The following is a 24,719-nucleotide window of genomic DNA, read 5'->3' on the forward strand; positions in this document are numbered from 1 at the left end:
TGGGGATCCGGAGATTATTCAGAGACGCGCATCGCCTGATATTGCCGAGCGCAGCGAGAGGGGGCGTGGATCCGTCCAGACGCCGCGGATATGGGCTAGGCATTCCTGGCGCGAACCGGCAAAGCCGGCCGGCTCCCAGCCGGTGGGAATCTGCTTGTCCTTCGGCCAGACCGAGTAGTGACGCTCGGTGTCGATGACGGCGATCCAGAGATCGTCGCGAGGCTCAAAACTGTCCATCGAAAGCTCCTGCGGTGATTGATGTTATGCGCAAATGACGGATCCCGATGGCTGCGGTTTAGAAAATTGCTGAGAATTTTTTTCTTCCCCAACCCTAAATCGGGCCGGAGATGGATCGTCATTCTACCAAATCGGCACAAGAGCGGGCTTCATGCTCGCCATATCAAAAGCCCTGTCGGTCAAGGAGAACATCATGGATTTCGACGCCGCCAAACAAAGGCGCGTTCTGCAGTCGCGCAGCTACATCAGCCTCGCACCCAATCTCATCCATCTGAAGACCGCCCACGGGCACCACGAGGCCGCATTCGAGGTCGAGGCCGGCACCGCGACGCTGACCTTCTACCACGGCGATGCCGCGCGGTCGGCCGAGCTTCTGATGGCGGCCGCCGAAGCCGTGACGGCGGAAGATCGCTCGATCAGATCGATCGTCTTCGAGGGGCATCAGGCGAGCCTCCCGCCGCATATTTCGGGCGTCGGCGGCAGGCTGGATGCAGAGATCCTCTGGCAATGGCCGTCGCTCTGGCTGCCGCAGCTCACCTATCCGCTGCCGCCCGTACAGGAGATGACGGCGGGCCGCTATCATCCGCGCCGGCCGGCAAAGCCGAAGGGCGCCGTCTACCGGCGCTTCATTCCCTGGCTGGAGCGGGACATCAGCTTCAGGGTGGCCGATCCCGAGACCGATCTTGCCGCCTTTCACCGCTGGATGAACGACGAACAGGTCAACACGATCTGGGAGGATGCGGGCTCGCTCGACAAACATCGCGAGATCCTGGAGGAACGGATCGCCGATCCGCATGTCCTGCCGCTGATCGGCAGTTTCGCGGATATCCCCTTCGGTTATTTCGAAATCTACTGGGCCAAGGAAAACCGGCTCGGTGCCTTCTACGATGCCGATGACTACGACCGCGGCTGGCATGTGGCGATCGGCGAGCCCGATTATCGCGGCAAGAAATGGATCAGCGCATGGCTTCCCTCGCTGATGCATTTCATTTTCCTCGACGATCCGCGCACGAAGCGCATCGTCGGCGAGCCGCGCGCCAGCCACGAGCAGCAGATCCGCAACCTCGATCGCTCCGGCTTTGCCAAGGTCAAGCATTTCAATTTTCCGCACAAGCGGGCGCTGCTCGTCATGCTGACCCGCGAGCGCTTCTTCGGCGACCATCTCTGGGTGCCCGCATCATGAACGACATGAGCGAGATGAGTGGCAGCCTGCGGAAACGGCGGCTTGCGCCTGAGGATCTTGCCAGTCCTCAGCTGTTCAGGCTGCTGCTGCGGCTCGGGCTGCCGGCCATGTTCGGCCTGTCGATCAACGCCGCGCATCACACCATCAACATGGTCTTCGTCGGCATGATCGGCGAAGACCAGATCGCCGCGATCATGATCGTCCTGCCGATCCTGATGCTGATCGCCGCTTTCGGCGAAGGCATCGGCGTCGGCGTCGCAACCGAGGTCGGGCGGCTGCTCGGAGCCGGCAACCGGTCACGGGCCGGCGCTATTGCTTCGATCAGCCTTGCTGCCGGTATCGCCTTCGGAGCGTTAAGCACTATCGCACTCCTCGCGTTTCCGGATCTGCTGCTGTTCGGCGCCACGCCCGCTCTTCAGCCGCTCGCACAGCATTATCTGATGATCATCGCGGTCTCGGTGCCGCTGACGATGGCGCAGATCATTCTCGATTTCCTGGCGATCGCGGAGGGTAACGCCCGCTTCAGCATGTGGACGCTGGTCGCCTGCTTTGCCCTGAACATGATCCTCGACCCGATCATGATCTTCGGCTTCGGTCTTGGCCTGCAGGGCGTGGCGATCGCCACCATCCTGTCCCAGCTCGTCGCGCTCTCCATCTATGGCGCTTACCACGCCAGGCGGCTTGGAATAGTTCGGTTGACGCTTGATTGGCGGCTGGCGGATATCCGCTATCTCAGGCCCGTCCTTGCAATTGGCGCGCCGACGACGCTGACCAGCCTTACCACGGCAGGCGCGATTGCGATCCTGGTATCGCTTGCCGGCGCCTATCACGGAGAAGCGGGTATTGCCGGCATCGGGATTGCCTTGCGGCTGCTTGCCGTCGGAACACTTCCCGTTATCGGTCTCTCGCTTGGCGCCCAGTCCATCTTAAGTTTTGCCTGGGGCGGCGGCGATATGGCGAGGGTGCTGTCGGCAACCCGCATCCTGACGGTGGTCACGAGTGCGGTGAGCGGCGCCTACGGGCTGATCGCGCTGGCCTTCTCCGAACAGCTTGCCTCGTTCTTCACCGACGATGCGGCAGTGATCGGGATCGCGGGGCAGGCGATCATCGCCACCCATCTTCCCCTCCTGCTGTTCGGCCTGCGGCAAACCGTGCTGATCCTCTTCCAGGCGCAGGGCAGACCGAAAGCGGCGATTACCATCGGCCTGGCGCAAAACGGCTATCTGCTGTTTCCGCTGCTTGCGCTCCTGCCGCCCTTCTTCGGCTTTCCGGGCCTGCTGGCGGCGATGTTCCTGGCCTCTGCCCTGACCGGCCTGCTGTCGGCCGTCTGCCTGATGAGGACGCTCAACGCACTCCGGCAGCGGACCACCGGCCATCCGACCTCCATCCGTCCCCATCCCAGCTTTTGTCCATGAGAGGATGACCATGAACCAGTCGATCAACCCGCACGATCTCGGCGCCCATACCGTCGCCGACGATCTCTTCACTCCCGTCGACCCGGCGGCATTCAACGCCGTGTCTCCGCCGATCTTCCAGACCTCGCTCTTCACCTATGACAGTTATGAGGCGATGGAGGATGTTTTCGCCGGCCGCACCCGCAACTACATCTATTCGCGCGGCGACAATCCGACCGTCCGCGAATTCGAACTGCTGGTCGCCCGCCTTGAGGGCGCCGAGGATGGGCGCGCCTTCTCGAGCGGAACGGCGGCCATCACCTCGACAATTCTGAGCCTCGTAGAGGCCGGTGACCGGGTCGTTGCGGTCCGCCATCTCTATAATGATGTCTACCGCCTTCTGGTCAAACTGCTTGACCGGCTCGGCGTCGGCGTGGATTTCGTCGACCCGGCCGACCACGACGAGGTCCGCAAGGCGCTGTCGGGCGCCAAGCTGCTCTACCTTGAAAACCCGACATCTTTCGTCTTCGAGCTGCAGGACATTGCGGCGCTGTCGGCCATGGCGAAGGACGCGGGCGTTACCACCATCATCGACAATTCCTGGGCAACGCCGCTCTTTCAGAAGCCGATCCAGCACGGCGTCGATATCGTCATTCACGCCGCCTCGAAATATCTCGGCGGCCACAGCGATACGGTCGCCGGCGTCGTCGTCGGCTCGAAGGAGGCGATCGCCAGGATCAATGCAACTTCCTACCCCTATGTCGGTGCCAAACTCTCGCCGTTCGAGGCCTGGCTGCTGTTGCGCGGCATGCGCACGCTGCGTGTCCGGCTCAAGGAACATGAGCGCAGCGGGCTTCTGCTGGCGGATCGGCTGAAACAGCATTCGGCGATCGCGCGCGTCCGTCACCCGGCCTTTCAGGATCATCCCGGGCGGGCGACGCTGTCGGGTTATGCCGGGCTGTTCGCCTTCGATCTCAATCCCGATATCGATGTCGCACGTTTTGTGAATAGCCTTCGCGAGATCCGCCTCGGCGTCAGCTGGGGGGGACCCGAAACGCTGGTGGTCCCCGCCAAGGTGGCGCTGCAGATCCCCGACCGGATGACATCCTTCATCCGGTTCGGCGTGAGCGAGCAGACGGTTCGTTTCGCCGTTGGCCTGGAAGAGCCGGAACTGCTGTGGAACGATTTGCAGCAGGCGCTGCACGCGGCGAAACGCTGAGAGCTTGCCGGTGCGCATGATCGGGGCGCAGGAGGGGTTCGGCCATCGCCAGATGGCAATGCTCCTCCGCCGCCTTGATCATGAAGTTGACGAGGGTCCTTGAGACGCCGAGTTCGGCGGCAATATCCTTCTGCGGCACGCCGTTGAGGCGATGGCGAATGAAGGCATCGTTGGTGCGCTTCGGCAGCGCCTCGAGCGAGGCAAGCACATCGCGCAGGGTCTCGGCGGCGACAAGCTGGTCGAGCACGGTGGGGATGGGAGCGGTAATCTCCTGCACCTGGTCAATCGACCTACAGTTGTTCATCTGCTGTCGATGGCGGCGGCTTTCGTCGAGTGCGAGATTATAGACCATCCGAAAGGCGTAACCGATCGGGCAACGAATACCATCGGTTTTGACCCCGTAAGCTTTAATAACACCATCCTGAAAGATATCCTCGGAATATGACCTTGATTTGACAACACTTTCAATCGTCTTAAGGAGCTTATCCTTGTTTTCGATCATGGCGTTGACAACGGCATTTCCATTCACATCGCGATGCAATGCTTGCATTGTCCCGTACCCTTTTTACAAATGGAAAATCAGGCTTGTCGTTACTGGTCGACGCAGTCGTGGCGCTCCTTTTTACAGGAAAAGTACACGATCTGATTGCAGTGTCTATTTTAAGGTGATAACAGGAGTCAAGTTTAAATCGACGGAGTGAAAGCGAGAAAAATGGGAAGGACAGTTGAGATCCTGACGGGCAAGGCGGAGCTTTGCCGATCGATCATGGGGGCTTTGCCCGACTGGTTTTCAGAACCCGAGGTCATCGAGGCGAGCGCCCAGGCGATCGAAGAGCTGCCGGTCTTCGGCTATATCGAAGCGGATGTCGTCACCGCGCTGATGGCCTTGAAGCCGCACCTGCCTGATGCCGTCGAAATCGCACTGATTGCGACACGCCCCGAACATCACGGCCGCGGCGCCGGACGTCATCTCATCGACGAAGCCGAGCGCTTCAGCCATGAAGCGGGTGCCCGGCTGCTGACGGTCAAGACGCTCGCCCCGCGCGACCGCGAGCAACCGCAATTCGAGGCGACGCGGCGCTTCTATGACCGCAACGGCTTTGCGCGGGCGGAGGTCTTTGCAAAGCTATGGCACGAGGATCATCCATGCCTGTTCATGGTCAAGCCGCTCGTCGGCGTCCAGGCAGGTGAGACGACGCTTTGAGACGACGAGACTTTCTGCTCGGTGCGCTGGCGATGACCGGCGCTCCCGCAACCGTGCGCGCCGGGGACGGCGGGGTCGTTTCGCTCGACTACGGGCTGGCGTCGACGATGCTTGCGCTCGGAGAGACGCCGCGCGCCGTCGTTTCCTTGAGAAACTGGGGAGAATGGGTGGTCGCGCCGACGATGCCGGCCGGCGTCGTCGATCTCGGCACCACGTCGGAGATCAATCTCGAGGTCCTCACCAGCATCCGGCCGTCGCTCATTCTGAGCACGCCTTTCGTTGCGGCACTGGACGATAAACTATCGCGGATCGCGCCGGTGGAGAGGTTCACCGTTTACGCCGAGCACAAGGACGCGCTGACCTGTTCCTACGCCGAAACGCTGCGGCTCGGCACGATGATCGGACGGGCACAGGAAGCAAAAGCATTTCTGTCCCATGCCGACGCCACTTTCGATCGATTGCGAGAGCGGACGAAAAACCTGTCTGCGCCTCCGGTTGCCGTCATCAACTTCATCGACAGCAGGCATGCGCGCATCTATGGCGGCCCCGGGCTTTTCAGCGGCGCCATGAAGCGCGTCGGCCTTGAGAATGCCTGGAGGGGCGAGGCCAGTTACTGGGGATTTCAAACGGTCGGTCTGGAACAGCTCGCCGAACTCGACCAGGAAACGCATCTGATTGTCGTTTCGCCGCTGCTTCCACCCGACGTGCTGACACAGCTTTCCGATAGCCCGCTCTGGACCAGCCTTCCCTTCGTCAGGCGGCAGCGGATCTCGGTCATTCCAGGCGTTCTGATGTTCGGAATGGTGCAGGAGGCGCTGCGGTTTTCGACCCTGGTCGTCGATACGCTGGAGACCTCAGCCCGATGAAAGCCAGATTTTCTCACTTCGGGGCGCCCGCACTTGCGGGCCTCCTGCTCTTTTCCGGATTGGCCCTTGCCGTGCTGGAGGTTTGGGCGGTATTGCCCCATATCAAGGCGGCGACCGGCGGTTATGATGCCGAGCGTCTTCTGCTCCTCTATTCGACACTGCCGCGCATAGCGACAGCCCTGATCGCCGGCGCAGCACTCGCGCTCTCCGGCACGATCCTGCAACAGGTGCTGCGCAATCCGCTGGCCTCGCCGACGACGCTCGGCATTTCCACCGGCGCCAATCTGGCGCTGGTGTCGATCATGCTCGCTGTTCCCTCATTGACGGGATGGGGCCGGGACGCGTTCGCGCTTTTCGGAAGTGCCGCAGCCGCCCTCGCCATCTTTTCGATCAGCGCCCGCCACGGTTTTTCGCCCTTTTCTCTCATCCTGTCAGGAATGATCATCGGCCTCTGGTGCGGGGCGGCGGCGGCCATCCTGGTGCTGATGAACGATCAATATCTCTCGGGGATCTTCATCTGGGGCGCCGGATCGCTGTCCCAGCAAAGCTGGGCGATCCCGATATCGCTGCTGCCCAAGGTGGCGCTGCTCACCGCTCTTGCCCTTCTCGCCACAAGACCGCTGGCACTGAGCCAGATCGGCGATGCCGGCGCGACAAGCCTTGGCCTGCCGATCAAATGGGCGCGCGGTTTCATCCTGGCGATCGCGATTGCGCTCAGCGCCCTCGTCACCAGCGCTGTCGGCGTCATCGGCTTCATCGGGCTGGTCGCCCCGCAGATCGTGCGGCTTGCCGGCGCCAGGCGCATCCTCAGCCAGCTGATCTGGTCGCCCATTGCCGGCGCCGGCCTTCTGCTTCTGACGGATGAGGTGATCAAACTCCTTGCTCCCGGCGATTTCATACCGACCGGAGCGGTGACCGCATTGCTCGGCGGACCGATCCTGATTGCGCTTCTTCCGCGCCTTGCCACGGCCTCGCGCGCGCTGCCCGGCGTTGCGTCACCACAACAGGCAATCAACAACAGAACGGCATCCTTTGCTGCTCTGTTCGTCCTGGTTATCGCAATGGCAATTGCCGCGATCTTCTTCGGCCGTACACCCGACGGCGCCTGGGCATGGCTGCCGGCCGCCTCGTGGGACGAAATCCTTCCCCTTCGGCTGCCGCGGGTCGCCGCCGCGTTCGGCGCCGGCACCGTGCTCGGCGTGACGGGCCTCATCCTGCAGCGGCTGACCGGAAACGAAATGGCAAGCCCCGAGGTGCTCGGGGTATCGGCGGGGGCAACGCTCGGCGTTGCGGCCGCCATGTTCGCCTTTGCGGCACCCGGCATGACGGTCCAGCTTGCCTTTGCCGGCGGCGGCGCCCTTGTTGTGCTGACCCTGATTTTCCTGCTGAGTGCGCGTTCCGGCTTCGGCCCGAACCGTGTGCTGCTGGCAGGAATCGCCCTCGGCGCGATACTCGACGCCGGGATCGGCGTCCTTGCCGCAAGCGGCGATCCGCGCGGCCTGGCGCTCATTCGCTGGATGGCCGGCTCGACCTATTTCGTCGACAATGCGGTGGCGGCAAGCGCCCTTCTGATTGCGCTCGGCTGTCTGGCCGCAGCCTTTCTCGCCAGCCGCTGGCTTGCCCTGCTGCAGCTTGGAACAGAGACGGCAAGCGAACTCGGCCTCAGGATCGCTCCCGCACGCGCGGTGCTGTTCGGTCTCTCGGCGATCATGACGGCGGCGGCGACGCTCGTCGTCGGCCCCCTGAGCTTCGTCGGCTTGATGGCGCCGCACCTCGCCCACGGGCTCGGCCTTCGCCGGCCCGCCGCCCAGCTCCTGGCCGCCGCCCTCATTGGGGCGGCCCTTCTCGTCATCGCCGACTGGACGGGGCGCATGATCGCCTTTCCCTATCAGATCCCCGCGGGATTGATCTCGGCTCTTGTGGGCGCCCCGATGCTGCTGATCGTTCTGGGCCGGCGATCGTGAGAAACTGACCGCCGTCCGCAGCACCGTTCCGCATCGCTATAGACTGCCGCAGTATCGCCGGATGTCTTAGCCCGACAATGCCTCGGCATCGGCGCCTGCGGGAATGCGCAACGGAGAGGAAGGATCGGTCGCAGCACGCCATACCGCCTCGGCAACGTCACCGGGCTGTGTCAGGGCCGATTCAGACTGGTTGTCCCACGACGCGAATACGCCCGCAACGACCGATGAATAGGCCTCAGGGAAACCGCCCTGTTTCTGAAGCCGCGAGCGCGCCGTCTCGCTGAACCGCGTCTGCGGCGCGCGTCCGGGAAGGACGATCCTCACACGCACGTTGAAGGGCTCGAGCTCGAGCGCGGCAGACTCAGTAAAAGCATTCACCGCGGCTTTGCTGGCCGAATAGACCGAGAGGAGCGGAAGCGGCTTGAGCGTTACGCTTGAGGTGACGTTGACGATGACCCCTTCCTGCCGCTCCCGCATCTGCGGCAAAACCGCGTGCGTCATCGCAATGGTTCCGAGCGTATTCGTCTCGAAAAGATCGCGGGCGGTCTCCATCGACGTTCCTTCAACCGCGTTGAGCCAGCCGATGCCGGCGTTGTTTACCAGCACGTCCACTGGACCGGCGGCGTCAAGCGCAGCATGGATGCTTTCAGAGCTCGTAACATCCAGCGCGAGGATCTTGAGATCTTGCGACGGCGGCAAAAGGTCTTGGTGCGGCGTTCGCATGGTGGCAACCACTTTCCAGCCCTGCGCGAGAAAGAACCTGGCAATTTCCAGCCCGAAACCTGATGAGCAGCCGGTGATGATAACGGTCTTCATTTGTGTCTCCTATCTTATGCTGACGGCCGTAGATGTAGACGGCCGTATCGATACTGTATATCATGCATAATCCATATTTGATTATCAGGAGTATCGATGAGCGACCCTTTGGCGGACATCGTCACGCTTCTGCAGCCAGCAGCGCGGTATTCAAAGGTGGTCAGCGGCGCAGGGATGTGGCGCGTGGATCGCCAGGAGACTGGCCAGCCATTCTATTGCGTAGTCCTGGAGGGTGCCTCACAGCTCAGCGCAGAGGACGATCGGATTATTCTGCGCGAAGGCGACTTCGTACTGATCCCGGCGGCTCATTCCTTCACGATGTCGAGTCTGGGCGCTGAGTTGTCGCCCGGGATCGATCCCCTCACCGTGACAATGCTCCCGGACGAAACCCGCCACGGTGACCCCGAGGGCGCAGCGAATGCACGATTGCTCGTCGGCCATTTCTCTTTCGGCTCGCCTGATGCGGCGTTGCTGGTCTCCCTGCTGCCGCAAATCATCCATATCAGCGGCGATAACAGGCTGTCGGCGATCGTTCATCTCGTTACCGACGAAGCCCGTGCTGAGCGCCCGGGAAAGAACATGATCCTTGCCCGGCTGTTGGAAGTCCTGCTTGTCGAGGCGCTGCGGTCGGATGTCGTGGAGGAGACGCCGCGTGGAATTCTGCGAGGCCTCAAAGATGCACGTCTGGCCCTGGCCATCCGTCGACTGCATGAAGACCCAGCCAGGGAATGGACGGTGGAACAGCTTGCCGATGAGGCGGCCCTGTCGCGGTCGGCGTTTTTCAATCGCTTTCGGCACGCTATGGGCCTGGCGCCAATGGAATATCTCATATCGTGGCGCATGGCGCTGGCCAAAAATCTGCTGAGGCAGGACGGGATCGGAATTCAGGAGATAGCGCTGCGCATCGGCTATGGCTCCGCAAGTGCGTTCAGCACGGCCTTTACCCGCTTCGTCGGATTGCCGCCCTCGAGATATGCCGAGCAGGCAAGGCCCCCCGCGAACGCCGCCGCATAGCTCAGTTGACCGCCGATTGTTTGTCGATTTTTGCAGTGCTCAGGCCGGTCAAATCGCTGCTTGGCTCTTTCGAGAGCTTGATCACCCACCGGGCCGTCGAGGTCAACGGCCTGGTGGGTGACGGGATGATCGGCAATCTAAGTCGGGCGCCGAGACGCCCTATTCGGCTCTGCAGCCATGCCTTACCATCGATACTTCAGCGTCCCCGTCATGTTGCGGCCCTGGCCGAGATAGCAGAAGCCCTCGTTGCAGACGGTATCGCGTTCATCGGCGATGTTGCGGATATTGAATGCCGCCGTCAGGCCTTCGTATTTCTTGTCGACCGCGCCGAAATCATACGAGGCGGATGCGTCGACGTAGAAGCTCGAGGGGTTCTTCGACGTATTGGCCGTATCCGTCCAGTTTTCGCTGACATAACGAACGCCCGCACCGACGGACAGGCCATGGAAGGGGTTGGTTTCCTGGAACGTGTAGTTGGCCCAGAGGCTGGCGACATGCGAGGGCGTCAAGGCTGGCGTATTGCCCTCGTTTTCGCCGCCTCCCGTCACTTCCGACTGGTTGTAAGTGTATGCCGCAATAAGATCCCAGCCATCGGCTACCGCCGCGCGGGCTTCGAGTTCGATGCCCTTCCCGGTCACTTCACCGATCGATCCGTAGGCAAACAACAGCGGATCGACCAGCACCGGCTTGTTCTTTTCGACGATGTGATAGGCAACGGCCGACAGGAGGATGTCGGAGCCCGGCGGCTGGTATTTCACGCCGACCTCGTACTGTTCACCCTCTGTCGGCGCCAGGATCTTGCCTGAGGTCGAACGGTTGGTCACCGGATCGAACGAGGTAGCGTAGGAGACGAAGGGAGCAATGCCATTATCGAAGAGGTAGAGGGCACCGGCTTGCCAGGAGAAGGCGTTCTTGTCGACCTCCTCCGAGCTGACCGCGGGCAAGGTCGCATCGCGCGTCTGGTTCACCCAGGTCTGCCGGCCGCCGAGGTTGAACCGCCAGTTTCCGACCTCGATCTGGTCCATCGCATAAATGCCGGCCTGCCGCATGTCGGCATCGGAAGCCAAGATGCTATAGTCCGGCGTGGCGCCCGAGACACCATAGGTCGGATTGGCGATATCGAAGTCGAACGCCGGATCAGCAGCACCGGCCCCGTAGCCAAAGCTCGACTGGAGATTGGTGTAGTCGAGCCCGAACAGCATCGTATGGGCCAACGGACCCGTGTCGAACTTCGCTTCGAGCTGGTTGTCGACCTGGAAAACGTTCATTTCGTCCCGGATCGCATTTGTGCCACGATGTGCGACGGTCCCGGTCCAGCCGGTAATGCCGAGATAGCGGGCCTCCAGATCGAGATGCGAATAACGCAGGTTCTGCCGGAAGGTCAGGCCGTTGTCGAATTCATGTTCGAACTGATAGCCGACCTGCTGCTGCTTGACCTTCTGGTAATCGTAGTCGGGATCGCTCTCCCTGAGTTCGTGGAACTTGCCGTCCAAGGTCGTGATCGCGCCGACATTGGAATCGGTCTCATCGGACTGCGCCAGACCGTACACAGTTAGGGACGTGCCCTCGTCAGGCTTCCAGGTGAAAGACGGCGCCAGGAAATAGCGGTCGTCGGCAATATCGAAATTCGTGTCGCCGCGGCGGGCGAGACCGACGATGCGATAGAGGAAATCGTCGTTGCCCTCACTGATCGGTCCGCCGAAATCGAACATCCCCTGCAGCCGGTCCTTGGTGCCGTAGGTAATGCCGACTTCGCGGATCGGCTCCTCGGTCGGAAGCTTCGATATCTTGTTGACGAGGCCGCCCGGCGATCCCGCACCGTAGAGAACGGAAACCGGTCCCTTGATCACCTCGACGCGCTGCAGCTGATAGGGATCGGTGCGGAACATGCCGTAATTCATGTAGGGCTGGCGCAGGCTGTCACGAAAGTCACCGACCGTCGTGATGTTGAAGCCGCGAATGTAGATCTGGTCGAAGCGCGGATCGAAGCCGTTCGGTCCGGTCGTCACGCCTGAGGTATAACGCACCGCCTCGATGACGCTTTGGGCGCCGCGCTGCTCGATCTCCTTCTCGGTGGTGACCGAGACGGAACGCGGTGTCTCGACGAGTGGCGTGCTGATCTTGGTCGCGCCCGCGCTGTTCTTGGCCGCAACGGACGTCCGGTCCGTCTTGCTATCAGAGGCTGTACCTTGAATGACGATCGGTTTCAGCGCCGTCGCGGTGTCACCTGTTGACGCGCTCTGTGCGGCAGCTGGCGAGGCTGCAATGCCGATCGCGATCAAAGCTGTCGTGGCAAACAGGCTATTTCGGTAAACTTGCGGTACAATATTAGAAACGTTCAAAAAAACACGCGCCATTCTTGGTCCCTACCTCACGGATGCGGGCGGAACCTATGGAGCGAAGGGGGCGTTGTCAACATAAGATGATTGTTTTAGTCACCTTTTAATCGATGAAATTCGCAGCCTAGGACACTCTCGAAGAGGTTGTACGCATCACCGAGTTTCGGCATGGCGCCCTAGCTTGTGTTTTCAACCGCATAATCCAGACATCGAAGCGGAAGCTGCTCTCGCCGGCACACTATTTTCGCAAGCCTCGCGACTTCAAAGCCGGTGCATCGACTCGCCACGGCCAAGCTGACCATTTGACAGATATCCTACAAGTATATATGTAACAGGCACCCTAATCGCCGATGCGAGAAAGCGACCCCGGCATGACATTGAAATCGATGAAGCCGCTGACGCGCGCACCGCTGCTGCATGTCTCCGTGCAGGAAAGTCTGCGCGCCTATATCGACGACAATGGCCTTGCGCCCGGAACCCTGCTTCCGGCGGAAGGAGAGCTTGCCACCCAGCTCGGCGTCAGCCGCAATTCGCTGCGGGAGGGCATCAAGGCGCTGGAATCGCTCGGCGTGCTGGAGACACGACGCGGCGTCGGCATCTTCGTGAAGGCCTTTTCCTTCGAGCCGCTTCTCGACAACCTCGCTTACGGCCTCGGCGGCGCCCTGCGCCAGATCGAGGAGGTGCTCGAAATCCGGCGGACGCTGGAAGTGGGATTGATCGGCAAGACGATCGATGTGATCGGCGAGGAGGATATCGCCGAACTGCGCGCCACCGTCGATCGAATGCGCGCCCATGCCGAGCGGGGGGAAACCTTCGCGGCAGACGACCAGTTGTTCCACCGGCTGCTGTTTCGCTGCCAGGACAATGAGACGCTCGTACGGCTGATCGATGTCTTCTGGCTCGCCTTCTACAAGGCGTCGGATTTCGTCAACCTCGAAAATCTCGATCCGATGGCGACGTGGCGCGATCATGCCGCGATCGTCGATGCGATCGAGGCAAAGGATCTGGAAGAGGCGCGCAGACGCCTGGATCGTCACTACGAGGGTATTGCCCGGGTGATTGCCAACAACAAGACAAGTTCAAACATGGGAGGAACACATGAAAAGACTGTCTAGATTATCCGCTATCGCGCTTGGCGCCCTGCTGTCGACGGCTGCGGTTCCGGCTCTTGTCGTTTCGGGCGCGGCAATCCAGGCTCAGGCAGCCACGCTCTCCGGCGGCTTCGATGTCGGCCCCGGAGGCTTCCAGGGCAACTTCAATCCGCTCGCGGCGACCGCCGGCTTCACCTGGCTCAGCATCTATTACGAACCGCTGATCACCTATGACGAGAATCTGCAGAAGGTCGTCGGCGCACTGGCGAACGCCTACGAAGTCAGCCCGGATCAGATGACCTACACGTTCAAGCTCGCCGACGCCAAATGGCATGATGGCAAGCCCTTCACCGCCAAGGATGCGAAATTCACCGTCGGCCTTGCGATGGATGCCAAAACCGGCTCGGTGCTCGCTGCCCGGCTGAAGGGCATATCGTCCGTCGAGACGCCGGACGATCACACCGTCGTCATCAAGCTCAGCGCCCCCAGCAGCAGTTTTCTCGACACGATGACCAAGGTGATGATGCTGCCCGAGCATGCGCTCGCCTCGATACCGGCCGACCAGCTGGCAAAGAACACGTGGTGGTCCACCGCGCCGATCGGCACCGGCCCGTTCAAATTCACCAAATACGTCTCCGATCAATATGTCGAGCTTGCCGCATACACCGATTATCGCGGTGGAAAACCGGCCCTGGAGCGCGTCATCAATCGTTATTTCGCCAACCCGGCCGCAGCGATCGCGGCGCTCCGATCCGGCGAAATCCAGTTCACCTATGTCGATTCCAACGACGTGCCGACCTTCAAGGACAACAAGGACTTCAAGGTCATCGAAGGCAACTCTTTCGTCGTCAACTATCTGGGCTTCAACCATGATTCCCCGATCTGGAAGGATGTGCGCGTCCGCCAGGCGGTGATGTATGCGATCAATCGCGATGCCATCATCCAGAGCCTCTACGGCGGCGCGGCCAAGCCGGCCAACTGCGCTTATGTCGCCGAACAGCTGATACCCCAGGGGATCGACGCCTACGCCTACGACCCCGAGAAGGCCAAGCAACTGCTCAAGGAAGCCGGCTGGGATCAGATCAACGGCGGCAAGCCGATCACGCTTCTGACCTATTACACCACGCCGCTTGCCACCAACGTCCTTGCCGCCGTTCAGGCGATGCTTGCCCAGGTCGGCATCAACATCGTGCCGCGCGCCGTCGATGCGCCGACCTATAACAGCATCGTGCTGAATGCGACGCCGGATATCGCCCAGTTCCAGATGGTTTACGCCGGGCTGCAGAACGGGCCGGATGCGGGAAGCATCAATGTCGGCCTCAACGAGAAGCAGATCCCTCCGGCCGGGCCGAACGTCGCCAGAGTTCGCATGCCCGATCTCACCAAGGCGCTCGATAGCGCGCTTGCCGAGCCCGACAGCGCCAAGCGGGATGCGGCCTACCAGAATGTCTGCAAGGTGATGAACACGAACCTGCCCTGGGCGACGCTTTGGGTGGCAAATCGTTACGGCATCGTCTCGACCAAGGCGAAGGATTTCGTCTGGACCCCGGCGCCGGGCGGCGGCCCCTACCAGGCCGACCCGCAGAAATGGTCGATCGCCGAATAGCGTTTTCCGCAAAGGCTCGAGGGTGGCTTCGGCCACCCTGACACGACGGCCTGACAGGACGGATGAACGATGCTTCGATACAGTCTTAGACGCCTGATCATAGGAACAGGCATGCTCATCGCCCTGAGCATGCTGATCTTCCTGCTGCTGCGCCTGACGCCCGGCGATCCGATCGATGCCTATATCGATCCGAACCTGCCGATGTCGCCGTCGGATCTTGCCGATCTGCGTGGAAGACTCGGGCTCGACCAGCCCCTGCCCGTTCAGTATCTGGGCTGGCTGCAGCAGGCGCTGACGGGCAATCTCGGCTATTCGATCAAGCGTCTCGACCAGCCGGTTCTCGGTCTGGTGCTGTCGCGGATCGGGCCGACGGTGCTGTTGATGGGCACCGCACTTGCGTTCGCCATCGTTACCGGCATCGCCTGCGGGGTGATCGGCGCCGTCCGCCGCAACTCGCTTGCCGACCTCTCTCTGTCGGTGGTTGCCCTTGCCGGCATTTCCAGCCCAGCATTCCTCAGCGCGCTGATCGGCCTTTATATTTTCTCCGTCCGGCTGCACTGGATGCCGTCGGGTGGCATGCTGACGCCGGGCGAGGATTTCTCGATCGGCGATCTCCTCCACCATCTGATCCTGCCGGCGGCACTTCTGTCCGTCGCTCAAGCCGCATTGATCATGCGCTACATGCGCGCTTCGCTGCTCGAAGTCCTGAACCAGGATTACGTCCGCACGGCCCGTGCCAAAGGCGTCATCGAGTTCTGGGTCGTCACCAAACATGCGTTGCGCAATGCGCTTCTTCCGATCGTCACGCTGATCGGCTCCACCATCGGGCTTGCGATCGGCGGCGCCATCTTCATCGAGAGCGTCTTCAACTGGCCGGGCATGGGTCTCTTGCTCGTCGATGCCGTGCAGACCCGCGATTACCCCGTGATCATGGGCGCGACGCTCGTCATCGGCACCTGCGTTATCACAGTCAATCTTCTGACCGACATCACCTATGCGGTCGTCGACCCGCGCATCAAGGTGGGCTGATCATGCTGGCACGCTCCCCCCAAACCCGCAGCCCGGGGCCGCTTGCCCGCGCCTTCAGCCGTTTCCTGCTCAACCGCGCAGCGGTGGCCGGCGTCTGCATCGCCGTGCCGATGCTGCTGCTGATCCTCTCCTATCCGCTATGGTGGGCTTTCCAGCCGAACGACATCGATCTTCTGGCGATGAATAGCGGCCCGACGGTAACGCACTGGTTCGGAACCGACGGCGTCGGTCGCGATGTCTTCGCGCGGGTGCTCGAAGGCGGCCGGATTTCGCTGCTGGTCGCCATCGCATCGACCGCGCTTTCGGCGGTCATCGGTTTTCTGTTCGGGGCGATCTCGGCACTTGCGGGTCGGTGGGCGGACGCCGTCTCGATGCGCTTCGTCGATTTGGTGATGACCCTGCCGCCCGTCATCTTCCTGCTTGTGCTCGCCTCGATCGCTGGCACCGGCATCTGGCCGACGGTGCTGGTCATCTCACTGCTCTCCTGGCCGCTGCTGGCGCGGATGATCCGCTCCCGGCTGCTGGAATTGCGCGAGCGTGATTTCGTCATGGCCGCCCGCGGCATGGGCGCCGGCATCGGGCATCTGCTCTTCCGCCACGGCCTGCCGAATTCGATCGATATCCTCGTGGTCTATGCGACGCTGCAGATCGCCAACGCCATCCTGCTCGAGGCCGGCTTGTCCTTCCTCGGTCTCGGCATCGCCCCACCGGCGGCAAGCTGGGGCAACATGCTGAACGCGGCCCGCTCCACCGCCGTGCTCGAACAATATCCGTGGCAATGGCTCTTCCCCGGCGGCGCGCTGATCCTTGCCGTGCTTGCAATCAACTTCATCGGCGATGGCCTCAGAGATGCCTTCGACCCGCGTGCCGAACTGAACTGACAATCGAAAGAAGCGAAAATGGCCAAATTCAAGGGTGTCGTCCCCCCCGTCGTAACGCCGCTCAATCCGGATCTCACCGTCGACTACCCCTCCTATACCAAGGTGCTCGAACATCTGATCGACGCCGGCTGCCACGGCGTATTCGTGCTGGGGTCGACGAGCGAAGTCATCTTCCATGACGAAAAGACCCGCCGCGAAATCATCGAGCATTCCGCCAAGGTGGTGAACGGCCGGGTGCCGCTGATCGTCGGCGTCATCGATCCGACCACCGATCGGGTCATCGCCCATTCGAAGGTCGCAAAGGCTGCCGGCGCCGACGCCGTGGTCGTGACCGCCCCGTTCTATACGGTCACCAGCCAGTCCGAGATCCTCGATCATTTCCGTTATGTCAGAGATGCGGTGGACGTTCCGCTGATCGCCTACGACATTCCCGTTTGCGTTAACGTCAAGCTGCAGCGCCAGACCGTCGTCACACTTGCCAGGGAAGGCGCCATCATCGGCCTCAAGGATTCCAGCGGCGATGACGGCAACTTTCGTTATGCGCTTCTCGACCTCGCCGAGCACAAGGACGTCTTCCTGATGACCGGCTCCGAGATCGTCGTCGACACCGCCCTGCTGATGGGCGCCCACGGCGTCGTTCCCGGCATCGCCAATGTCGATCCGCACGGCTATGTCAGACTCTGGGATGCCGCGCAGCGGGGCGATTGGGCCGCCGCAAAGAAGGAGCAGGAGCGGCTCTGCCGCCTGTTCGAAATCGTTTGGGTCGCCCAGGGCCGTGTCAGCGGCGGCGCATCGGGCATCGGCGCGTTCAAGACCGCCATGCAGCGCCTCGGCATTATCGACAGCGCCGTCATGCCGCGGCCGCGCGCCTCGCTCAACGATGCGGAAATCGCACGGATCGACGAGATACTGCGTGCAACCGGCCTGCTGAGCTGAGCCGGCCGATGGAACAGACGGCCGAACCGGTACTCGACATCAGGGGATTGCGAACGATCTTCCGCATCCGCGGCGGCGAGATCGCGGCGGTCAACGATATCGACCTGACGGTCGCCGCCGGCGAGACGCTGGCGCTCGTCGGCGAATCCGGCTCCGGCAAGTCGGTCACCAGCCTGTCGGTCATGCGGCTGCTCACCCGCAACATCGGTGTGATCGCCGCCGGCAGCATCCGCCTGACGACCAGAAGCGGCGCGGTCCGGGATCTTGTTTCCCTTGATGAAGAGAGCATGCGCAGGATCAGGGGCGACGACATCGGCATGGTGTTCCAGGAGCCGATGTCGAGCCTCAATCCCGTTTTCACGATCGGTGACCAGATCGCCGAGCCGATCTGCATCCATCGCGGCGCGAACCGGAAGGCCGCAATGAACGCAGCCGTCGCCTTGCTGGAAAGCGTCGGCATACCGGATGCCCGGCACCGCGCCGGCCAATATCCGCACGAATTGTCGGGCGGCATGCGTCAGCGCGCCACCATCGCCATGGCGCTCGCCTGCGATCCGGCCCTGCTGATCGCCGATGAGCCGACCACGGCGCTCGACGTGACGATCCAGGCGCAGATCCTCGATCTGCTGCTCAAGCTGCAGCGCGAGCGCGGCATGGCCATGCTCTTCGTCACCCACAATCTCGGCGTGGTCGCCGAAATCGCCCATCGCGTCGCGGTGATGTATGCCGGAAGGATTGTCGAGCAAGGGCCGGTCGGCGAGGTTTTCCGCAATCCGAAACATCCCTACACGATGGGTCTTCTTGCCTCCATGCCGCGCCTCGGCGACGCATCGCGGATGAAACAGGCCGGCGAAAAACTCTCTGCCATTCCCGGCATGGTCCCGAGCCTGATGAACATGCCGAGCGGCTGCGCCTTTTCCCCGCGCTGCCAATTCGCGATCGATGCCTGTCGCGCCGCGATCCCCGTGCTCGAACAGGTCAATGCGCAGCACGCCAGCCGCTGTATCAGATGGCAGGAGATCTAGATGAACGCACCGCTGCTCTCTGTCCGCGATCTCTCGAAACATTATACGTCCCGCGGCACGCGGCTGAACATTCTCGAGGGTATATCCTTCGATATCGGCAAGGGGGAAGTCGTCGGGCTTGTCGGCGAATCCGGCAGCGGAAAGACCATCATCGGGCGCTCCGTCCTCCGGCTCATCGAACCTTCCGCAGGCAGTGTCCGTTTCGACGGACAGGAACTCACCGGACTTTCCGCCTCGGCGCTCCGACGGCAACGGCCGCGCATGCAGTATATTTTCCAGGACCCTTTCGCCAGTCTGTCGCCACGCATGACGATCGGAGAAATCCTGACGGAGGGTCTGAAGATCCAGGGGATCGGATCGCCACGCAATAGGCTCGAACGGGCGCAAACCGCCTTGGCCCAGGTCGATCTGCCTGAAGATGCGATCAATCGATATGCGCATGAATTTTCCGGTGGCCAGCGCCAGCGCATCGGGATCGCCCGGGCATTGACCTTGTCGCCCGAATTCATTGTTGCCGACGAGCCGGTCTCGGCACTCGACGTGTCGATCCAGGCGCAGGTGATCAACCTGCTGCGCGAGTTGCAGCAGCGGCTTGGCCTTACAATGCTGTTCATTTCGCATGACCTCGCCGTCGTCGAATATATCTGCGACCGGGTGATCGTGCTTTATCTCGGCCGCATCATGGAGATCGCTGCGAGTGCCGATCTCTATGCGCGGCCGCAGCATCCCTATACGCGCGCCCTTCTCTCGGCGATTCCGTCGCCCGATCCGGATGCCCGCCGCGACCGGCAGATCCTCAAAGGCGATATTCCAAGCCCTGCCAATCCGCCGAGCGGATGCGTCTTTCGCACGCGCTGTCCGAGTGCGCTCGATGCCTGCGCCGGCGCCGTTCCGCCGTTGCGGGAAATCGCGCCCGGCCATTTCAAGGCCTGCAGCCGCGACGACCTCAACTGATCCGTCACCCAGAGCATGATGCCGAAAAGTGTGAGCGGTTTTCGGGCGACATCATGCTCCAACTCTTTAATTTAGAACAGGATGATTTTAGGCCAAACGGGCCTAAAATCATCCTGTTCTAGGGGAAAAACAAATGAATGCGAAGACGCCGCATCCGGCCATCGGCGGAAACTGGGCGAGCCTGCTTCTGCCGATCGCAGCCGACGACAGCATCGAATTCGATAAGCTCGGCGAAGAGATCGACATCCTCATCGATGTCGGCGTCGACGGCATCTATTCGAACGGCACCGCCGGCGAATTCCACAATCAGACGGAGGCGGAATTCGACAGGATCCAGGTGATGCTGGCCGAACGCTGCCAGGCTTCCTCCATGCCGTTCGTGATCGGCGCCTGCCAGCCCGACCCGCTGATCATGCTCAATCGCGTCCGCCGCGCCGCCGCGTTCGCGCCCCGCGCCATTCAGGTCATATTGCCGGACTGGTGGCCGCTCAGCGATGCCGAAGCGGCCGACTTCCTCAAACGGGCGGCCGACGTTGCCTGCGGAATTCCGCTGATCCTCTACAATCCGCCGCATGCAAAACGGGTGCTGTCGCCGAAGGCGCTGGGCATGCTCTGCGCGGCAGTGCCCGAGGTGATCGGCATCAAGCTCGCCGACGGCGACGCCGCCTGGTATGCCGAAACACGCCGGCATCTGTCGGGGCTTTCGCTCTTCGTCCCCGGCCATCATCTGGCAACCGGCATCAAGGAGGGCGTCGCAGCAGGCTCCTTTTCCAATGTAGCCTGCCTTAGTCCACGCGGTGCTCAAGCCTGGACGGTGTCGATGCGAGACGAACTCGACGCCGCTCTCGATCTGGAACGACGCATCTGCACCTTCATGGACGCGCATATCGTCCCATTTCGCCAGGAATTCGGCTATTCGAACGCGGCTCTCGATAAGCTTTTGAGCGCCATCGGCAATTGGGGACCCGTGGGCACGCGTTTACGGTTTCCGTATCGGTCGATTGACATGGCTGAGGCGGTCAGGTTGCGGGGCATCGCCCGCTCCGAACTTCCCGATCTTTTCCCCTGAGGTTGCCCTGGGCGAACGGTCACTCTGGAGTAATGAGCGGAGCAATACAGATCATGAGACCGCAGACGCGATGTCGGCCTTGAAGGAAGAGAAGAATTTTCTGTTGTCGCAAATGAAAAATCTGATTTACTGATATTCGCTGCTTTGGCTTTAGGGGGATATTGCCGATGGTAGGGACCCGCAGGGATATTTTGCTTGGTGGTTTGGCGTTACTTGGCGCCGGCGCAGTCGGCAAACGGGCATTCGCCGCGGCGTCTTCCTATTTTGACGGCACCACCGTCGACAATGGCGTGACATTCCGTAGGACCAACTTCGCCAAGATCGACAAACGGTGGCAACGCCAGGTCGTCAAATACTTCAGCAGCGAGCCGATCGGCACCGTCGTCGTCGATACGAGGCACCATTTCCTTTACGTGATCATGGAGAACAAGACCGCCATTCGCTACGGCGTCGGCGTCGGCCGCGAAGGGTTCAAATGGTTCGGCCGCGCCACGATCGACGCAAAATCGCTTTGGCCGCGCTGGACGCCGCCGCCGGAGATGCGAAAGCGCCATCCCGAACTGCCTGAATTCGTGGCGGGAGGCTCTCCGAAGAACCCGCTCGGCCCCCGCGCCATGTATCTGCATCGCGACGGCGTCGACACCGGCTACCGCTTCCACGGCACGCTTGAGCCATGGAGCATCGGCAAGGATGCCTCCAGCGGCTGTATCCGCATGTTCAACGAAGACGCCATCGACCTTTACCAGCGTTGCCCCATCGGCACCGCGGTACAGGTTCTGCCACATATCGCCGACCAGGCCGAAAGTACCACGCAGGTCAGCCAAACAACCCCGGTCGAATAAGGAATATCACCTGATGTCTGCTACGACCGGATACACGAGCCGCCTTCTCGCCGCGGCCATGCTCCTGGCGCTTGCCGCCTGCTCCACCACGGAGGTCGCCTCCCTGGAAGAACCGACTGCTGCGCCGATGACCGGCCAGACCAACGATCCCGCGCCCGGCTTCGAAAACGTCGCGGCGGGCAGCGAAGAGGATTTTATCCTCAATGTCGGCAGGCGGATCTACTTCAAGCAGGACTCGGCCGCGCTCGATTCCGTTGCCATGGCAACCTTGGACAACCAGGCCAACTGGCTCAACAGGAACCCGACCTGGCTGCTCAAGCTGCAGGGATTTGCCGACGATTCCGGTTCCGCGTCGAAGATGGAGACGCTGTCGCAGAAGCGCGCCGATGCGGCGATGGCCTATCTCGCCTCGAAGGGCGTGGACGCCAAGCGCATGTGGGCCAAGGGCTACGGCAACGATCGCGAAGTCCGCGACTGCACCGAGCGCTCCTGCAAGGTGCAGAACCGGCGCGTCGTCACCAATCTCCGCACTCAGCCCGACGCGGTCTGACCGCAGATCGAGCGGCGGGGCCTTGCCAGTCTGCGTTAATATGAAGGCGGCAGCACGTGGGTGAGTGGTGAGGACAGATCAATGACGAACCTGATATCCGCCGCATTCGCCGCCACGACCAGCTGGTAGTTGCCGGGTTCGGCGCGGAAGGCGCCGGTCTCGACATCGAAATAAGCGAGATCCCGCGGCAGGACCTTCAGCACCGCCGTGCCGGTCTCGCCGGGCTGCAGCGAAAGCTTTGCGAAGGCGCGCAGTTCCTTGTCGGGCCGCTCCACCTTGGTCTTTGGCGACTGCACATAGAGCTGCACCAGTTCGGATCCCGCCCGGTCGCCGATATTGGTCAGGTCGACGCTCACGGTAATCCCTTCAGCTCCCATTGCGCCGGCCGACAACCGCGGCTCGGCCCAGCTGAAGCGGGTATAACCAAGGCCGAAGCCGAAGGGAAAGAGCGGCTCGACGGCGCGTGTATCGTGATGACGGTAGCCGACGAAGATGCCTTCGGCGTAGCGTACATGCCCGTCCTTGCCGGGATAGACGGCGGGATCGCCTGTGATGGCGGAATTGTCGGAGAGCGCCTTCGGGAAGGTCTGCGGCAGGCGCCCGCCGGGCTCGGCATCGCCGAACAGCACGTCGGCGACGGCATTGCCCAGCTCCTGCCCCGGATACCAGATCTGCAGCACGGCGCGGACCTTGCCGAGCCAGGGCATTTCCACCGGACCGCCGGTTTGCAGCACGACGACGGTATTGGCATTGGCGGCCACCACCCGCTCGATCAATTCCTCCTGGCGGCCCGGAAGCCGCATGTCGGGCAGATCCAGACCTTCCGTATCCCATTCGCCGTCACGGCCGACGAAGAGAAGCGCCAGATCGGCATTGCGGGCCGTCTCGACGGCCGCCTCGATATCGGCCTCGCCGAGCGGCTTTTCCACGCCGAAACGAACGGCGATAAGGTTGATGCCCTCCCCGCTCGCGATGGACGGCTCATATTCGACGGTGACTGCATAGGCCCCGCCGGCTTCGAGCGCCATGGTGCCGCGCTGCTCGTCATTGGCCGTGCCGAAATAGTTTTCGCCGCGCGTCCAGCCATCATGGCCATCCACCGTCAGCGCACCGTCGACGAAGAGCCGCGCCAGGCCGGCATTGGTCATGCCGAAAACATGATCGCCACTCTCCTCGGGCACGAATTGCATCTTCATCCGGGCGGAGAAATCGGCGGGATCGAGTTCGCCCGACGGCAGCTCGAACCAGAAGAATTCGCCCTTGTCGACGGTCTCGACATGCAGCGGATTGCCCCTGCAGCCGCGACCCTTGAAATATTCGACCGTGATCTTGCCCTTGAACACGTCGATCAGACGGTTATGGCGGCAGCCGACCGCATGGCTGATGCTGTTGGCATTGGCAAGGGCGGCGCGAATGCCTTCGAGCGGGCTCACCGTATAATGCGCCGCAATCTGGGCGCTGCCGCCGCCCATGACGCGCGCGCTTGCCGCATTGGGGCCGATGACGGCAATCCGGTCGAGCGAGGTTTTCGCCAGCGGCAGGATGCCGTCATTCTTGAGGAGCACCGCACCCTCTGCGCCCAAGCGCCGGATCAGCGCCCGATCCTCAGGCAGGTCGATCGCCCGCTCGCTGAGGTCGGGTTTGCTCTCGAAGGCGCCGACCCGCTCGAGCAGAAGCAGCATCCGCCGCGCCGCCGCCCGTACCGTCGCCGCCTCGACCTTGCCCTCGCGCACGGCGGCAACCAGCTTCTCGCCGCGATCGCGCGCCGGACCCGGCATTTCAAGATCGAGACCGGCGTTGATCGTCTCTTCAGTCGAATGCGATCCGAACCAATCGGACATGACGATACCGTCAAATCCCCATTCCTCACGCAGCACCTTGGTCAGCAGCCAGTGATGCTCGCTGGTATAGGTGCCGTTGAGGCGGTTATAGGAAGACATGACCGCCATCACACCGGCGCGGCGCACGGCCTGTTCGAAGGGCGGCAGGTAGATTTCGCGCAGCGACCGCTCGTCGATATCGGACGACATGGTCTGCCGCTCGATCTCGGATTCGTTGCCGGCAAAGTGCTTGATCGTCGCCGCGACCCCCTCGCCCTGCACGCCGTCGATATAGGCGACGGCGAGTTCGGCAGTCAGCATCGGATCTTCGGAATAACATTCGAAATTGCGGCCGTTTAGGCCGGAACGATGGATATTCACCGTGGGCGCGAGCAGCACCGCGGCACCCTTGCTCTTTGCCTGACGCGCAAGGGCTGCGCCCATCTGCGAGACGAGTTCGGGATTCCAGGTGGCGCCGAGCGCGATGCCGACGGGAAAGCAGGTCGCCTTGACGCCGGCGACCAGGGAACCGGCGCCGCGCGCGCCATTCGGGCCGTCCGTCACCTTGATCTTCGGCACGCCGAGACGCTCGACCGGGACGGTCGTCCAGAAATCGGCGCCGGATAGCAGCGAGACCTGCTCCTCGAGCGTCATCTGGTCGAGAATGGAATCAATCATGC

22 protein-coding genes are annotated in these 24,719 nt (G+C 62.1%); 17 read left to right on the top strand and 5 right to left on the bottom strand.

Annotated elements, in window-relative coordinates; translation table 11 throughout:
- Nucleotides 1-18: 18 nt before the first annotated feature.
- A complete protein-coding gene (locus tag CO657_RS27960) occupies nt 19-237 on the bottom strand; it encodes an MbtH family protein (protein WP_054184412.1) in 219 nt (72 codons plus the stop codon).
- Nucleotides 238-430: 193 nt separating this feature from the next.
- On the opposite strand from CO657_RS27960, the gene CO657_RS27965 reads away from it, so the two are divergent.
- Genes CO657_RS27965 through CO657_RS27975 form a run of 3 tightly spaced genes read left to right on the top strand, consistent with a single transcriptional unit; the run spans nt 431 to nt 4,033 of the window.
- A complete protein-coding gene (locus CO657_RS27965; RefSeq protein WP_197283910.1) occupies nt 431-1,420 on the top strand; it encodes a GNAT family N-acetyltransferase in 990 nt (329 codons plus the stop codon).
- Nucleotides 1,417-2,835, top strand: coding sequence for an MATE family efflux transporter (locus CO657_RS27970; RefSeq protein ID WP_054184410.1), 1,419 nt, complete (start codon nt 1,417-1,419; stop codon nt 2,833-2,835). Before CO657_RS27965 ends, CO657_RS27970 begins: the two co-directional genes overlap by 4 nt.
- A gap of 10 nt (nt 2,836-2,845) precedes the next feature.
- Nucleotides 2,846-4,033 carry a PLP-dependent transferase gene (locus tag CO657_RS27975; RefSeq protein WP_054184409.1) on the top strand — a complete coding sequence of 396 codons (1,188 nt, stop codon included), beginning with the start codon at nt 2,846-2,848 and terminating at the stop codon, nt 4,031-4,033.
- Here CO657_RS27975 and CO657_RS27980 read toward each other — a convergent pair.
- Nucleotides 3,924-4,583 (bottom strand): sigma-70 family RNA polymerase sigma factor, encoded by a 660-nt coding sequence (locus CO657_RS27980; RefSeq protein ID WP_082366311.1) that lies wholly within the window; start codon nt 4,581-4,583, stop codon nt 3,924-3,926. The two genes, CO657_RS27975 and CO657_RS27980, sit on opposite strands and share 110 nt — an antisense overlap.
- Nucleotides 4,584-4,745: 162 nt before the next feature.
- Between CO657_RS27980 and CO657_RS27985 the strand changes: the two genes are divergently transcribed.
- From CO657_RS27985 to fhuB, 3 genes are read left to right on the top strand one after another with little or no spacing between them, the layout of a single operon-like run.
- Nucleotides 4,746-5,237: a GNAT family N-acetyltransferase gene (locus CO657_RS27985; protein WP_054184407.1), complete on the top strand. Its 492-nt coding sequence runs from the start codon at nt 4,746-4,748 to the stop codon at nt 5,235-5,237.
- A gap of 32 nt (nt 5,238-5,269) precedes the next feature.
- Nucleotides 5,270-6,103 carry an iron-siderophore ABC transporter substrate-binding protein gene (locus CO657_RS27990; RefSeq protein WP_054184406.1) on the top strand — a complete coding sequence of 278 codons (834 nt, stop codon included), beginning with the start codon at nt 5,270-5,272 and terminating at the stop codon, nt 6,101-6,103.
- Nucleotides 6,100-8,067, top strand: a complete 1,968-nt coding sequence (gene fhuB / locus CO657_RS27995) for a Fe(3+)-hydroxamate ABC transporter permease FhuB (protein ID WP_054184405.1) — start codon at nt 6,100-6,102, stop codon at nt 8,065-8,067. Before CO657_RS27990 ends, fhuB begins: the two co-directional genes overlap by 4 nt.
- A gap of 66 nt (nt 8,068-8,133) precedes the next feature.
- On the opposite strand, the gene CO657_RS28000 is transcribed toward fhuB, so the two are convergent.
- Nucleotides 8,134-8,883, bottom strand: a complete 750-nt coding sequence (locus CO657_RS28000; RefSeq protein WP_054184404.1) for an SDR family oxidoreductase — start codon at nt 8,881-8,883, stop codon at nt 8,134-8,136.
- A 96-nt stretch (nt 8,884-8,979) separates the two neighbouring features.
- Between CO657_RS28000 and CO657_RS28005 the strand changes: the two genes are divergently transcribed.
- Nucleotides 8,980-9,897 carry a helix-turn-helix transcriptional regulator gene (locus CO657_RS28005; protein WP_054184403.1) on the top strand — a complete coding sequence of 306 codons (918 nt, stop codon included), beginning with the start codon at nt 8,980-8,982 and terminating at the stop codon, nt 9,895-9,897.
- Between the two features lie 182 nt (nt 9,898-10,079).
- Here CO657_RS28005 and CO657_RS28010 read toward each other — a convergent pair whose 3' ends face one another.
- A complete protein-coding gene (locus CO657_RS28010) occupies nt 10,080-12,254 on the bottom strand; it encodes a TonB-dependent siderophore receptor (protein ID WP_054184402.1) in 2,175 nt (724 codons plus the stop codon).
- A 353-nt stretch (nt 12,255-12,607) separates the two neighbouring features.
- Between CO657_RS28010 and CO657_RS28015 the strand changes: the two genes are divergently transcribed.
- The 10 genes from CO657_RS28015 to CO657_RS28065 all read left to right on the top strand — a co-directional run bounded on the left by CO657_RS28015 (nt 12,608) and on the right by CO657_RS28065 (nt 22,219).
- Nucleotides 12,608-13,351 (top strand): FadR/GntR family transcriptional regulator, encoded by a 744-nt coding sequence (locus CO657_RS28015; RefSeq protein ID WP_054184401.1) that lies wholly within the window; start codon nt 12,608-12,610, stop codon nt 13,349-13,351.
- A complete protein-coding gene (locus CO657_RS28020; protein WP_054184400.1) occupies nt 13,335-14,933 on the top strand; it encodes an ABC transporter substrate-binding protein in 1,599 nt (532 codons plus the stop codon). The genes CO657_RS28015 and CO657_RS28020 overlap by 17 nt, the downstream gene beginning before the upstream one ends.
- 69 nt (nt 14,934-15,002) lie before the next feature.
- Nucleotides 15,003-15,962 carry an ABC transporter permease gene (locus tag CO657_RS28025; protein WP_054184399.1) on the top strand — a complete coding sequence of 320 codons (960 nt, stop codon included), beginning with the start codon at nt 15,003-15,005 and terminating at the stop codon, nt 15,960-15,962.
- Nucleotides 15,963-15,964: 2 nt separating this feature from the next.
- Nucleotides 15,965-16,843: an ABC transporter permease gene (locus CO657_RS28030; RefSeq protein ID WP_054184398.1), complete on the top strand. Its 879-nt coding sequence runs from the start codon at nt 15,965-15,967 to the stop codon at nt 16,841-16,843.
- Between the two features lie 18 nt (nt 16,844-16,861).
- Nucleotides 16,862-17,779, top strand: coding sequence for a dihydrodipicolinate synthase family protein (locus tag CO657_RS28035; protein ID WP_054184397.1), 918 nt, complete (start codon nt 16,862-16,864; stop codon nt 17,777-17,779).
- An 8-nt stretch (nt 17,780-17,787) separates the two neighbouring features.
- On the top strand, nt 17,788-18,804 hold the full coding sequence (locus CO657_RS28040; protein WP_054184396.1) for an ABC transporter ATP-binding protein: 1,017 nt from the start codon (nt 17,788-17,790) through the stop codon (nt 18,802-18,804).
- Entirely contained in the window at nt 18,805-19,758 is a 954-nt protein-coding gene (locus CO657_RS28045; RefSeq protein ID WP_054184395.1) for an ABC transporter ATP-binding protein, read from the top strand.
- A 133-nt stretch (nt 19,759-19,891) separates the two neighbouring features.
- Nucleotides 19,892-20,827 carry a dihydrodipicolinate synthase family protein gene (locus CO657_RS28055; protein WP_054184394.1) on the top strand — a complete coding sequence of 312 codons (936 nt, stop codon included), beginning with the start codon at nt 19,892-19,894 and terminating at the stop codon, nt 20,825-20,827.
- A gap of 167 nt (nt 20,828-20,994) precedes the next feature.
- Nucleotides 20,995-21,669 carry a L,D-transpeptidase gene (locus CO657_RS28060; protein WP_054184393.1) on the top strand — a complete coding sequence of 225 codons (675 nt, stop codon included), beginning with the start codon at nt 20,995-20,997 and terminating at the stop codon, nt 21,667-21,669.
- 13 nt (nt 21,670-21,682) lie between these two features.
- Nucleotides 21,683-22,219 (top strand): OmpA family protein, encoded by a 537-nt coding sequence (locus CO657_RS28065; protein WP_054184392.1) that lies wholly within the window; start codon nt 21,683-21,685, stop codon nt 22,217-22,219.
- A 35-nt stretch (nt 22,220-22,254) separates the two neighbouring features.
- Here the strand turns inward: CO657_RS28065 and CO657_RS28070 are convergent, their stop codons facing one another.
- Nucleotides 22,255-24,717, bottom strand: a complete 2,463-nt coding sequence (locus CO657_RS28070) for a beta-glucosidase (protein ID WP_054184391.1) — start codon at nt 24,715-24,717, stop codon at nt 22,255-22,257.
- Nucleotides 24,718-24,719 lie beyond the last annotated feature (2 nt).

The organism is Rhizobium acidisoli (genome assembly GCF_002531755.2).
Lineage (GTDB): Bacteria > Pseudomonadota > Alphaproteobacteria > Rhizobiales > Rhizobiaceae > Rhizobium > Rhizobium acidisoli.

Coding starts and splice junctions, on each gene's coding strand:
- CO657_RS27960 (WP_054184412.1), bottom strand. CDS start 237: ATGGACAGTTTTGAGCCTCGCGACGATCTCTGGATCGCCGTCATCGAC.
- CO657_RS27965 (WP_197283910.1), top strand. CDS start 431: ATGGATTTCGACGCCGCCAAACAAAGGCGCGTTCTGCAGTCGCGCAGC.
- CO657_RS27970 (WP_054184410.1), top strand. CDS start 1,417: ATGAACGACATGAGCGAGATGAGTGGCAGCCTGCGGAAACGGCGGCTT.
- CO657_RS27975 (WP_054184409.1), top strand. CDS start 2,846: ATGAACCAGTCGATCAACCCGCACGATCTCGGCGCCCATACCGTCGCC.
- CO657_RS27980 (WP_082366311.1), bottom strand. CDS start 4,583: ATGCAAGCATTGCATCGCGATGTGAATGGAAATGCCGTTGTCAACGCC.
- CO657_RS27985 (WP_054184407.1), top strand. CDS start 4,746: ATGGGAAGGACAGTTGAGATCCTGACGGGCAAGGCGGAGCTTTGCCGA.
- CO657_RS27990 (WP_054184406.1), top strand. CDS start 5,270: ATGACCGGCGCTCCCGCAACCGTGCGCGCCGGGGACGGCGGGGTCGTT.
- fhuB (WP_054184405.1), top strand. CDS start 6,100: ATGAAAGCCAGATTTTCTCACTTCGGGGCGCCCGCACTTGCGGGCCTC.
- CO657_RS28000 (WP_054184404.1), bottom strand. CDS start 8,883: ATGAAGACCGTTATCATCACCGGCTGCTCATCAGGTTTCGGGCTGGAA.
- CO657_RS28005 (WP_054184403.1), top strand. CDS start 8,980: ATGAGCGACCCTTTGGCGGACATCGTCACGCTTCTGCAGCCAGCAGCG.
- CO657_RS28010 (WP_054184402.1), bottom strand. CDS start 12,254: ATGGCGCGTGTTTTTTTGAACGTTTCTAATATTGTACCGCAAGTTTAC.
- CO657_RS28015 (WP_054184401.1), top strand. CDS start 12,608: ATGACATTGAAATCGATGAAGCCGCTGACGCGCGCACCGCTGCTGCAT.
- CO657_RS28020 (WP_054184400.1), top strand. CDS start 13,335: ATGAAAAGACTGTCTAGATTATCCGCTATCGCGCTTGGCGCCCTGCTG.
- CO657_RS28025 (WP_054184399.1), top strand. CDS start 15,003: ATGCTTCGATACAGTCTTAGACGCCTGATCATAGGAACAGGCATGCTC.
- CO657_RS28030 (WP_054184398.1), top strand. CDS start 15,965: ATGCTGGCACGCTCCCCCCAAACCCGCAGCCCGGGGCCGCTTGCCCGC.
- CO657_RS28035 (WP_054184397.1), top strand. CDS start 16,862: ATGGCCAAATTCAAGGGTGTCGTCCCCCCCGTCGTAACGCCGCTCAAT.
- CO657_RS28040 (WP_054184396.1), top strand. CDS start 17,788: ATGGAACAGACGGCCGAACCGGTACTCGACATCAGGGGATTGCGAACG.
- CO657_RS28045 (WP_054184395.1), top strand. CDS start 18,805: ATGAACGCACCGCTGCTCTCTGTCCGCGATCTCTCGAAACATTATACG.
- CO657_RS28055 (WP_054184394.1), top strand. CDS start 19,892: ATGAATGCGAAGACGCCGCATCCGGCCATCGGCGGAAACTGGGCGAGC.
- CO657_RS28060 (WP_054184393.1), top strand. CDS start 20,995: ATGGTAGGGACCCGCAGGGATATTTTGCTTGGTGGTTTGGCGTTACTT.
- CO657_RS28065 (WP_054184392.1), top strand. CDS start 21,683: ATGTCTGCTACGACCGGATACACGAGCCGCCTTCTCGCCGCGGCCATG.
- CO657_RS28070 (WP_054184391.1), bottom strand. CDS start 24,717: ATGATTGATTCCATTCTCGACCAGATGACGCTCGAGGAGCAGGTCTCG.